General features: G+C 48.0%; 4 protein-coding genes. 1 reads left to right on the top strand and 3 read right to left on the bottom strand.

Annotation, left to right across the window (positions count from 1 at the left end; translation table 11 throughout):
- Positions 1-25 precede the first annotated feature (25 nt).
- From EKG38_RS16480 to EKG38_RS16470, 3 genes are all read right to left on the bottom strand, one after another.
- The gene (locus EKG38_RS16480; RefSeq protein ID WP_126521318.1) at positions 26-1,150 is read right to left on the bottom strand and encodes a response regulator; all 1,125 of its coding nucleotides are present in this window, start codon (positions 1,148-1,150) and stop codon (positions 26-28) included.
- Positions 1,151-1,213: 63 nt separating this feature from the next.
- Positions 1,214-8,332: a transporter substrate-binding domain-containing protein gene (locus EKG38_RS16475; protein WP_126521317.1), complete on the bottom strand. Its 7,119-nt coding sequence runs from the start codon at positions 8,330-8,332 to the stop codon at positions 1,214-1,216.
- A 115-nt stretch (positions 8,333-8,447) separates the two neighbouring features.
- On the bottom strand, positions 8,448-8,660 hold the full coding sequence (locus tag EKG38_RS16470) for a hypothetical protein (RefSeq protein ID WP_126521316.1): 213 nt from the start codon (positions 8,658-8,660) through the stop codon (positions 8,448-8,450).
- Positions 8,661-9,057: 397 nt separating this feature from the next.
- Between EKG38_RS16470 and EKG38_RS16465 the strand changes: the two genes are divergently transcribed.
- Positions 9,058-11,448 (top strand): carbohydrate binding family 9 domain-containing protein, encoded by a 2,391-nt coding sequence (locus EKG38_RS16465; RefSeq protein ID WP_185826884.1) that lies wholly within the window; start codon positions 9,058-9,060, stop codon positions 11,446-11,448.
- The last annotated feature ends 44 nt before the right edge of the window (positions 11,449-11,492 follow it).

Genomic DNA, 11,492 nt, shown 5'->3' with positions numbered 1-11,492 from the left:
TTTTGAATATTAGCGTGAATTCACCCTATTTTTTGCCAGCCTTCGCCTTTACAGCTTCCTCTGAATCGGCAAACTCTTGTGATATGACATAATACTCATCAGCAATCTCCATAAAGGCATCAACCATATCCGGGTCAAAATGATTACCTTTACCCTCCAGGATAATGGCTACCGCTTTTTCATGGGGAAAGGGGGGTTTATACACTCGTCGGCTGATTAGAGCATCATAGACATCTGCCACCGCCATCAGGCGTGCGGAAATTGGGATATCATCCCCCGCCAACCCCTCTGGATAGCCTGAGCCGTTCCACTTTTCCTGATGGGCGTAGGCAATCTCCTTGGCAAAGACGAGGAAGTTATCCGCTACTGAGATGCGCTGTTCCGCAGCGGCAATGGCATCACGACCATAGGTCGTATGCTTTTTCATCTCATCAAATTCTTCATCGGTTAACTTACCCGGCTTGAGAAGAATATGATCTGCCACCCCTACCTTGCCGATGTCGTGTAGCGGCGCCGATTTATAGAGCCAAGTGATATTCTCTGGGGTCAAGAAATGACTAAAGCGCGGATGTTCTTTGAGTTTTTGTGCTAGCAATTTCACATAACGTTGAGTCCGTCGAATGTGGTTACCGGTTTCTGGATCGCGAGCCTCCGCCAGCGATCCCATCGCCACCATGGAGACATCCTGCAACTCCTCCATTTGCCGGGTGCGCTCAATCACCTTCTCTTCAAGGATCTCGTTTTGGCGTTTCAAAAAGTCACGCGCACTCTTTAACTCTAGATGAGTCTTGACGCGCTCAATGAGAATGGGTGGACTAATGGGTTTTGTTATGTAATCAACCGCCCCCAATTCTAGCCCTCTGGTTTCATCCTCCACCTCAGCCTTGGCGGTCAGGAAGATGACAGGTATGCCACGTGTCGCCTCATCGGCTTTGAGTTTCTGGCACACCTCATAACCATCCATACCGGGCATCATAATATCGAGCAGGATGAGATCAGGTTTATTCTTTTCAATGATCTTCAAGGCCATCTGACCATTGATGGCGGCTTGAACAAAATAGCGTTCAGACAACACCCCCTTTACAACATCAATATTAGCGGGTGTGTCATCAACCGCGAGAATGGTTAATCTGGATGTATCCTTACTCATTGTATCTCTCCATTACTCATATATTACTCATACAATGGACTTAATCCACTGTCACTTGATGCATTACCTATCCGCAACACTCTTCATTATCTCGTCTACGAGGGTTGAAGCGGCATCAAAATTATAATCGCCGAGATAACGCTGTAACTTACTCAGTGAACCATGAAGTTCAACTTCGTCTATCCCCAGCAGTAGATCTTCTACGGCCTCTTCGACTGTGGAATCAAAATCATCGATGCGCTCGGAGATTTTTCTCAATGCATCTAACATATCAATTCCTGCTACGATATTTGACTTATCCTGGACAGATCCCTTCATATCAGACTGCAGGGCGTCACTAATAGTCTCCATAGCTTCATTCAGCGCTCGCCCGGTCACTGTCATACACTCCGTTTCTGGCTGTTCCTCTAAGAGGACGGCTTCCAGTTTGCTCGCCTCAGCATGCAAAGTGTTAGCCCCAATATTTCCAGCTACGCCCTTCAAGGTATGTGCAATGCGTACGGCGCTCTCCCTGTCGCTTTCAATCAAACTCTGACTAATCCGCTCCATGGCATCGGCCTCAGACTCCAGAACCTTAGTCAAGGTCCTGCGATAGGCCCGCGCACTGCCGCCCATACGAGCCATCGCCTTATCTACATCAAAGCCGGGGAGTTCCAGTGGCGACTCGTCTCCCCCTTTGTTGAATTCAGCCAGCCGTTGCAGCAGTTCGACGGGGACTTCACGCTCACCGGGTTCAATCCACTGCGCCAGTGTACGATACATCTCTTTGGGGTCGATGGGCTTGGACACATGGTCATTCATCCCGGCCGCCAGACATTTCTCCCGATCACTCGTCATGGCATTGGCCGTCATTGCTATGATGGGGAGTTCTATGAGTTTGGGATCTTGACGCATCTCACGGGTGGCGGTGTAACCATCCATGACTGGCATCTGAATATCCATCAGCACCGCATCGAAGGGGGCCTGCTTCACCTTGTCGATAGCATCCTTGCCATTCTCTGCGATGGTGACGACCATTTGTGCCAGTTCCAGCAACTCCTTCGCTACCTGCTGGTTGACCTCATTGTCCTCCACCAGAAGGATCCGTGCTCCTCGCATCTCTGCCACGACCTCAACCCCCAGGTCGCTTGAAACCGTCAGGGGCTTAAGCTCTTCATATCCCATGGCAACCATGGTGGCATCGAGCAGGGTAGAGTTGGAGACGGGCTTGTTCAGTACCCCCTCCACCTGCACGTCATCTAGCTGCTGCTGCAGTTCATCACGGTCATAGGCCGTCACCATAACAACCTTGGGAGGAGTATTTAGACGGGTATCTGTCTTAATATGCCGACTCGCCTCAACGCCATCCATGCCAGGCATCTTCCAATCCATAAATACCAGTTTAAAGGGAGTACCTGCCTGTTCTGCCTGCTGGACTCTCTCCCAGGCCTCCGCGCCATTGCTGGCTAACTCCACCCGGAAACCGAGTCTTTCAGCCAGATGTTGCATGATCTCTCTGGCCGCAGGACTGTCATCCACCACCAATACAGGAAGCCCCGATAAATCAACTTTTGGCACTTCCAGTATAGGTGCATCTGCCAAGCCGAAATTGGCGCTAAAGATGAAGGCACTGCCTTTTCCGTAACTGCTCTCGACCTTAATCTCTCCGCCCATCATCTCAGTTAAAGTCTTGCTGATGGTCAAGCCTAAACCCGTTCCTCCATATTTACGGGTGGTGGAGGTATCGGCTTGGCTGAACGACTGGAACAACTTATTGACCTGCTCTTCTGTCATGCCGATACCGCTGTCTATTACGGAGAACTGCAGCGTTACCAGCTCCTCTGAGGATGCCAGCGCTTCGACACGGATCAGTATCTCGCCCTGCTCGGTAAATTTAACGGCATTGTTGGCGAGATTAATCAGTATCTGACCGAGGCGGAGCGGATCTCCTAACAACCCATCCGGCACAGTGGGGGCAATGTCTATTAGCAGCTCCAGTCCCTTTTCCCGCATCTTGACTGTAATTACGTGAGTCAGATGTTCCAGTGTCTCACCCAAACGGAACGGCACTGACTCCATCTCCAATTTTCCGGCCTCAATCTTGGAGAAATCCAGAATATCGTTGATGATGCCCAGCAGTGAGTTGGCCGCGCTGTGTATTTTATTGACATAGTCTTGTTGCTTTCGGTTCAAGTCTGTCGTCAAAGCGAGGTGGCTCATGCCGATGATGGCATTCATAGGCGTGCGGATTTCGTGGCTCATATTAGCCAAAAAGTCGGACTTTGCCTTGGTGGCGTACTCCGCCTCCTCCTTGGCATTCAAAAGCGCTATTTCGACATCTTTTCGAGCGCTGATATCTCTAGTGAAGGCAACAATTAATTCTTTTCCGTTGAATTCAGTCAAGAAGAAGGTGCCCTCAGTCGGAAACGTATGACCATCCTTGTGACGCTGTACACTCTCAAGTGTGACGTAGGGATTAGATTTCAAAGACTCAACCCAGTCTTCCCATTGCTCCATAGGAAATCCAGGTTCAATATCTTGAACACTCATGACATTAAGCTCTTCACGGGTATAACCTAGAACTTCACACGCAGTATCATTGGCATAATCAAAACTAGCATCTTCGGGGCGAACCCAGAATGCGCAGTCGGCGGCATGGTCCACAGCATATTGGGTGAAACTGAGACGTTCCTGGCTCTCTAACAGCTTGCTCTGAGCTTCCTTTCGCTGTGTGATGTCCGTTTGAATAGAGATGTAACGCTCCACTCCAGTATCACCCATAAAAGGAACAATGGACGCATCGACCCAATAGTAGGTTCCATCTTTCGCCTTGTTGCAAAGCTCACCGTGCCAGACACGACCGCCACGAACGGTTTTAGATATAGCGGTGTATAGGCTATTTCGATGAACATCTGATTTAACGATGTCGAGATTTTCCCCCATCAGTTCATTTTCTGTATAGCCACTGGCCTCACAGAAGCGAGAATTAACATAGGTGATATTGCCATCGGAATCGGTCATGCTGACGATGGCGTGCTGATCCAGTGCAAATTGCTGAAAGTTTATCTCTTTCAACGAGTCGGTTAGTTTCGCGGTCCGATTCTCAACGCGTTCTTCTAATTCATCTCGGGCGCGGCGCATTGCACGTGTCGCCCGCTCACTTAACATCAGTGTCACAAGAAGAGCCGTAATGGTCAGTAGTAAGGTAATTCCTGTGATGACCAGCAGACTCTGACGCAGGCTATAATACCCAGCCATTGACTCATCCAGATCAATTTCGGTTGTCATGCCTAGTTCCAGATAGTGACTCCAGATCCCGGCCCCCATCACCTGTACACCTCTATAGTCTCGATATCCTTTAGTACCGACAATAATTTCAGAGTGCTGTTCCTGATCCCCGGTATCCTTACCATTAGCTAACTGGAGCAGTTCGCCTGCCATTCGGGTGTAAGGTAGATCAGAGCGAGGAAGTTTTGTGCGGAATCCCTCAAGCATGTTGCCACCCGGATTACGAACCTCGAGCTTCTCCCCTTCGATGAGCAGCCCAATATCATATAGCTGCTTTTTGAAACGGCTTTCAGTGACCATGGCTCCTTCATGGTTGATAATGTAACTCTCACCCGATTGGCCAATACGTCCCGACTGCAACATTTTAGAGAGTTCACCTTCAGGCAGTAGCCGCTGAGTCAGAACAGCAAGCACTGTACCTTTAGAGTCACGAATTGGTGCTGCAAAAAACATTGTTAGTGGTTTTTTATCTGAGGCGCTATCGTCTGTGATATTTACATCTGAACGAATGGGAGGAACAAAGACCGATTCGCCATTAAATACCCGATCCAAAAGTTCTGGCTTCTGTTGAGCGATAAGGTTCTCTGTCCCGAGGTTGCTATCACGTCCAGAGGCAATGCTAATACCATTAGCATCAATAATGAAGAATCCAATCTTGCCAAACTCCGACTCTCTCTCGATAAAAAACTGACGGGCACGTTCAAGTGTTTCCGACTGCTTGAGAGTGTCAGGCGTACGGGCAGTGGCTAGCAATTGCTCGGTGATCTCAAACAGCTCAGGATCCCTACCCAGCAGCGTTAGAAAACTCTTGCTCTGCGCAACCCAGGCGTCTACCCGTCCTATAGTGCCTTTGAGGGTAACTCTTAGGTCACTACGCGTGTTTTCGACGGCTGTTTTTCTGTTTTCTTGCAATGTTTGCCAGACCAAAATGACAACCATCCCCGCGATTAAACTCATCACCATCAAGCTAATTATGCGAAATTTTTTTGATCCGAAATTGCGTTCCAGTATATCTTCAGAGAAGAATCGAGGTAACAGCAGTGCCAGGGCCAGCAATATTATAAATACTGAAATAATACTAATAAACAACTGTGATATTGAGTTGTCTGTTTTTTCTATTCTGACATCACTGACCTCTCTTGAGGCACTATCAGAGGCTTCCCTACGCTTTTCACCTAGCCATTTGCTTTTAATTTTATTGAGTTCTTCCCGTTTAATAGCATTCATGCCTTTGTTCAGAATCGATGCCAATACCGGAAGATCCTTTCGTGTGGCAATATTGAGCAGACTTAATTCGCGATCTCCAAACTTAATTTCACCGGTGACTGAAACATCCGTCATCATATGTTGACTGATAAGGTAATTAAGTACAGCCATCTCACCCAAGGCCGCATCGGCTTTGCCAAAGCTGACAGCGTTTATAGTCTCGCGCGTATTCTTGACTGGCAAAACATTGATTTCAGGATATTCGCGAGCGAGAACCTCTTCATAAAAGAAGCCCTTTGTCACCGCGACGGTTTTTCCGAATAGCTCTTCAAGCGTGTGGTAAGGCGTATCTTTCTTACTCAGGATAGTGTTGGGGTTCTCAACATAGTGTGGCGTATAGAGAAGGTATTTCTGGCGCTCAGGCGTTTTTACTATGTTGAGCATCACATCTAGATCACCACTCTTCATCATCTCGAGGAATTCGTTCCAGCTAGGACCTGAGACATACTCGACCTCCACCCCCACCTTGCTGGCCAGCAAATCCATGTAATCGATGGAGAGTCCTCGTGCTTCCCCCTTCTCATTAAAGTCGAAGGGTGGCCAGTCCATTTCGTTATGAATGCGAATCTTGGGGTTTACCTTAATCCACTCGATTTCCTTACCCGTTAACTCAACAGAATGCTTATCATCAGGGCTGGGCAGGGCCATCCACCTGCTTTCAAGTTGCATAAGTTCATCAAGACGCAACGAATCCATGGCCTTTTCCAGAATTGATACGAAAATTGGCCAGTCTTTTCGCACCGCTAGCCGATATTGCTGGTCCCGATCACCAAGAGCTTCAACTTCCATTGCGACCTTGAGATTGGTTAGTGACAATTGGCGAATGTAGTGGGCTGCTACAGGAAGCTCCAATATGGTCGCAACAGCCTTGCCAGTGCTTACAGCCTTTAACAGGCTTGTGTAGTTGTCAAAATAAAGGTACTGGGCATCGGGAACGAGTTTCGGAATGATTTGGGCCACGGAATCCCCCCTTACCAAGCCTACTGTTCTCGAGCTCAGATCCTCCAGCTTGTTGATTCCGGTGATGCCATCCCGGATAATTATTGCATTAATCACTTGTTTATAAGGTTTGGTAAAGCTCAGGTATTCTTGGCGCTCCGCAGGTGAGTTGAAAATCGTGTGGACGAGGTCCAGCTCCTTGTTTTTGGCTTTCTTTAGAAGATTAGCCCAAGTATCTGTGACGAACTCAAGTCGAATACCAAGACGCTCGGCCAACAGTTTTACATAGTCAGTAGAATAACCGGCCGGTTTGCCATCAATCTGGTAGTCAAAGGGGGCGTAATCAGGCTCGCTTGAAACCCTCATCACCGGATGTTCCTTGAGCCAGGCTTTCTCTTTGACAGACAAGTCAATTTCTCTGACTTTACTCTGACTAGCCGAAGTGTAAACAATCCATCTATCGCGTATGCGCTTATGTTGTTCCTTGCTGATAGAAGCGAACACCTTGTCAAGAATGGTGACAAGTTCTGGCCAATCTTTTCGGACACCGTAGCCAAACCCCAGGCTGCTGATATCAGCGACAGAATCCTGCCGGATGGTGGCAAGGCCATGTTTCAGGATCAGGTGATTGGCGACAGCAAAGTTTGTAATAGCTGCATCCACTTTGCCGTCCGCCAGGGCTTTTATCGCCTCTAGTGGTGACTTTACGAAATAGGGAATGATCTCTGGATATTTATTACGGATCTCTTCTACGTAGTAATAGTTCTTGACCATGGCCAGCCTGGCACCGGCCAAGTCATCAAAGTCACTCACAGAGGACTGATCCTTACGAGTCAGGAATACCGTTGGAAAAGTCATGTAGGGTTGAGTAAAGTTCAGATAGGTGCTGCGTTCCTTGGTCTTGCCAATGGCAGGTAGCGCATCGATCTTACTTCGCTTCGCCCGTTTTATCACCTCGCTCCAAGCCAGTCCGGGAACGATATGCATATTTGTTTCAAGTCGTTCATTGATCAATGCAAGATAATCAGCAGCCATACCCACGTAGTCCCCATTCCTACCGATAAACTCGAAAGGAGGGTAGCTAGGGTCGATGCCAAGACGGATCTCCTGATGGGCTTTAAGCCAGGACTGTTCTTCATCCGTCAGTAATACTTTCTGTTGAACCTGCGCCTGCTGGTTATTTTCTAATTTTCCCAATAACTTCATGGAAGTTGTTAAGAGGCTTTGCATGCCTTGAGTGAGTATTGTCTTGTTTGTGCTGTAATCCTCTGTCTCCATCATCTTTCTTGCTTTTAAGAGCTCACCTTGATTGATGGCATCCAGCATCTCCCCCTCTATACGATATAGCTGGATAGCGGCGTCATTAATCATTGCGGCTGAGGAGATATCCAAAATTTGATCACTTTTTTTAATCTCAGCAAGTGTCGCATCAAATATTTCAGCTGCAGCCTTGTAGCGTTGCAGCCATTTATCCTCCTTGGTATACGAATAACGCCTCATTGAGGTTGTTAGCACCTCATCCTGATATTGAATTTCATGAGCTAATTCACTCAGGCGAGTTATACTCGGCGGGTTCGCAACGTTATCTGTAGCCTGGGCCTGCACAGGTGAAATCAAGACAGAAAGTAGCAAAAGGCAGAGCTGCCAATGGAAGCACTTAATTTTCAATGCTTTCGTCATCGTGGTAGCAATACAAAAACGCATTCGCATGGTGATCCTAAAATTAATCAATCGTTCATTTACAGTGAGAAATTAACAAACTGGTAGGAAGCTCTGGTTTGCATTAATTCCCATCTTAATTCGTGCCAACGCACACCATAATCTCTTATGGTGATAAGGACTTTTTTGAAAACTGGAATTGATGCGGCCATTTAAACTGGATAAAAATCTTCTCAGCTGCAGCAGCTTGAGCGGGGACAGAGACAATAATAAGCCGCGGGGACAGCAGTAAAAGTGTTGATATTGCTGTAATGCGGTTGATGCCAGTTAGCGAGGCACAAATGGCTAAAAGCTGGTGTAGGCAGTTCACTACTTTCACTTGTGATCCTTGGACACTCAAATCATTGCTCGAATACTAAACATTACACGTATAGCCACACAAAACAATTAAAAAATCCATACATATTCACAACATACATAAACAAATTCGATTACTTAGGTTTAGATGGTTATAAACAGGGGTCATTCCTGCTCCTCCTTGAAGAGATGTCCGTATCTAAAAGCCTGCTAGAGGCTATAAATTGACATAAAAGTTCGACCTTCAGCATCTCATCCAATACACAAAGCCCAAACAAAGCATTTGATTAGACCTTAATTCGAAGGCAGATAACATTTGTAACAAATTAGACTCGCCTTGAGCACCACCTTTCTGTCACAATTCGCACACAAAAATAACAATAAAATTCAGCAGTAAAATAATGAAAATTAGCAGAATAATGAAATTCAGCTCTCTAATAAAATTCAAGCTCCCTTTATCCACTCAATTATTGAGCCTGTTACTGGCTTCCGCTATCGGCTCTTTTTCTGCTTTCTCCGCTTATGCCGGCAGCAGTCACCAGTTTAGTCTTAGCATCCCTACCCTCGAAGATGGCGCGACCATCGATGGGCATCTCGACGAGGTGCAGTGGCAAAACGCTGCTATCGCCGAGCTTAAATATGAGACCAGTCCGGGGGAGAATATTTTGGCTCCGGTGGGGACGACCGCCAAGATATTTTCGACCGGTGAGAGTTTGTTTATCTCTTTTGTTGCCAACGATCCCGATTCCAGCGTCGATGACAATATTATTCGCGCGAATCTCAACGACAGGGATGATACTTGGGGCGACGATCTGGTGGGTATTAAGCTCGATACCTTCAATGACTCAAGGCTGGCTTATCAGTTCTTCGTTAACCCCTATGGCGTACAGACCGACTCTATCGAGAATGAGCTGACCGGTAATGAGAGTAACGCCTGGGATGGGATCTGGTACACCAGTGCCCGCAAGACCGAGCAAGGTTATCAAGTCGAGATAGAGCTGCCACTGAGACTGTTTAACTTCGACAGCCAGTTATCACAGCAGACCTGGGGGGTCGAGTTTATCCGTTTCTATCCCAGAGATCAGGTCCGTCGATTATCGACCCATCAGATAGACAGAAATAACAGCTGTCAGCTCTGCCAGCTGGGCACGGCGACCGGGCTCGAGGGCCTTGAGCCCAGTCAGGACCTGCAGTTAACCCCCTCGCTGGTGTTTAATCGAAACAGTCAGCGCGACCCAGAGCCCGGCGCCGATTGGGACAGTGACAACTCGATCGAGCCCGGACTGGATATTCGCTGGGGGATCACCCCAAGTACCCTACTAAGTGCGACCATCAACCCAGACTTTTCACAAGTCGAGGCCGATGCTGGCCAGTTAGATATCAACAGTACCTTCGCGCTGTTTTATCCCGAGAAGCGCGCCTTCTTTCTGGACAATAAAGATTACTTCGATACTCAGCTTCAGCTGCTACATACCCGAAATATCGTCTCGCCCGACTATGGGCTGAAACTCACCAGCAAGGTCGATAATCATACCTTCGCCGTGATGGTGAGCAATGACACCAAAACCAACTTTCTGGTTCCCGGAAACCTGAGTTCTGATATCGCCAGTCTCGATGAGGAGAGTGTTAACCTTGCCGGCCGCTATCGGGCCGATATCAGTAATGAACTCTCCCTGGGCACCTTAATCACGGCTAAGCGCAGTGACCAATATCATAATTACCTTGCCAGCGGCGATCTTAAATATCAGCCCACACCTCAGGACACCTTCACGGCGCAATATGTGTTCTCCTCGACCCAATATCCGGATGAACTCTATAAAGAGTTTTGCTCCGGCAGTGATTGTCAGCCGGACATCAATTGTGAGCTCTCGGACTGCGGTGTCAATGAGCGGGTGTTGCGCACCAAGCAAGAGGGTGAATTCAGTGACAGCTTTTATCACCTCAAGTACATACATGAGCGCCGAAACTGGTATGCGTTTACCCAGTATGAATCGGCGGGTGATGACTTCAGGGCGGACTTAGGGTTTATCAGTAGAGTCGATGTCAACAAGTTGGTTGCCGGGGGTGGCTATACCTGGTACCCGCAGGGCTCCTCGATTAGCCGTGTCGAACTGGGAGGCGATTGGGATATCAGCCACAATCAGGCCGGTGAACTGCTGGAGCAGGAGCTGGAAGCGAGAGTCGAATTTGAAGGTTCGATGCAGAGCTATACCGCCTTTGGCGTCGTGGCCAGAGAGCGTGTGGGTAGACGACACGATAGCTCACAGCTTGCCATCGACGGCAACACCCAGCTATTTAATGAGACCAAGGGTTGGGGTTACAGTAAGATCATTCCAACCCGAGCTCTGACTCTGGATCTCGACCTCAGCTATGGCGATAACATCGACTTTGCCAATGACCAGTTAGGAACAGAGTTGTTTGTTAATCCTGGGGTGGAGTGGAATATTTCTGATTCTGTGTCGTTGGACGTCTCACATCTCTACCGAGCATTAGATGTCGACGATGGCAGGCTCTTCACCGCAAACTTGAGTGACATTCGCCTGAACTGGCACATCAATGTGCGTAACTTTATCCGAATTTCCAGCATCTACACTCATATCGAGCGCGATCCTTCGCTTTACCTCTATAGCTCACCGGATGCGAAAGAGCAGCAACTGGGTAATGAGGTGTTATACGGGTATAAGCTCAATCCCCAGAGTGTATTTTATTTAGGCTACTCAGATGGGTTAAACCGTGATGATGAGATCGATGCATTGACCCGCACCGAACAGACCTACTTTATGAAGTTGAGTTACGCCTGGTTGTTATAGCGCTTGTAGAAACAGACTTGGGCGATAACGCATCGCCTGTAGTT

It is taken from the genome of Shewanella canadensis, assembly GCF_003966225.1.
GTDB lineage: Bacteria > Pseudomonadota > Gammaproteobacteria > Enterobacterales > Shewanellaceae > Shewanella > Shewanella canadensis.
Note: the sequence above shows the minus strand (reverse complement) of the source record. Positions and strands in the feature narration are given on the sequence as shown.

Bases quoted from the DNA above. Each gene is read 5' to 3' on its own strand.
- EKG38_RS16480 (WP_126521318.1), bottom strand. From the start codon at position 1,150: ATGAGTAAGGATACATCCAGATTAACCATTCTCGCGGTTGATGACACA.
- EKG38_RS16475 (WP_126521317.1), bottom strand. From the start codon at position 8,332: ATGCGAATGCGTTTTTGTATTGCTACCACGATGACGAAAGCATTGAAA.
- EKG38_RS16465 (WP_185826884.1), top strand. From the start codon at position 9,058: ATGAAATTCAGCTCTCTAATAAAATTCAAGCTCCCTTTATCCACTCAA.